The sequence below is a fragment of the Clostridium sp. C105KSO13 genome (assembly GCF_001517425.1).
Taxonomy (GTDB): domain Bacteria; phylum Bacillota; class Clostridia; order Lachnospirales; family Lachnospiraceae; genus Muricomes.
This window is the reverse complement of the sequence record NZ_FBWL01000024.1, coordinates 1-429: the sequence shown is the minus strand read 5'-3', so window position 1 is coordinate 429 and position 429 is coordinate 1. Positions and strand designations below refer to the sequence as shown.

General features: G+C 52.2%; 1 rRNA gene. It reads right to left on the bottom strand.

The window, feature by feature from the left end:
* Positions 1 to 283 precede the first annotated feature (283 nt).
* A 16S ribosomal RNA gene (locus tag BN3456_RS00070) occupies positions 284 to 429 on the bottom strand; the annotation flags it as partial.

Genomic DNA, 429 nt, shown 5'->3' with positions numbered 1-429 from the left:
GGGATGGGTACGGGTGTTTCCCCCAGGCGCATCGCCACCAAAAGATTTTGTTATCGGAGTCACTGATTTAATAGCATCCAGTGGTACTCCGCGAGTGCGGGCTTTCGTCTATCTCGACTCCGCTTGCGCTCCATCTCGATAGATTCAATCCCTCTTATGCATCTTAAATGACCTGCCGCCTTTGGCAAGCCAGCTTGCCACGGTGCCAGTCCATTTAATCTGCGCACTCGCTCATTGATAACTAAACAATAGACATCAAACTCTTTACTTCTTTCTTCCTTAGAAAGGAGGTGATCCAGCCTCACCTTCCGATACGGCTACCTTGTTACGACTTCACCCCAGTTATCGGTCCCGCCTTCGGCAGCTCCCTCCTTACGGTTGGGTCACTGACTTCGGGCGTTACCGACTTCCATGGTGTGACGGGCGGTG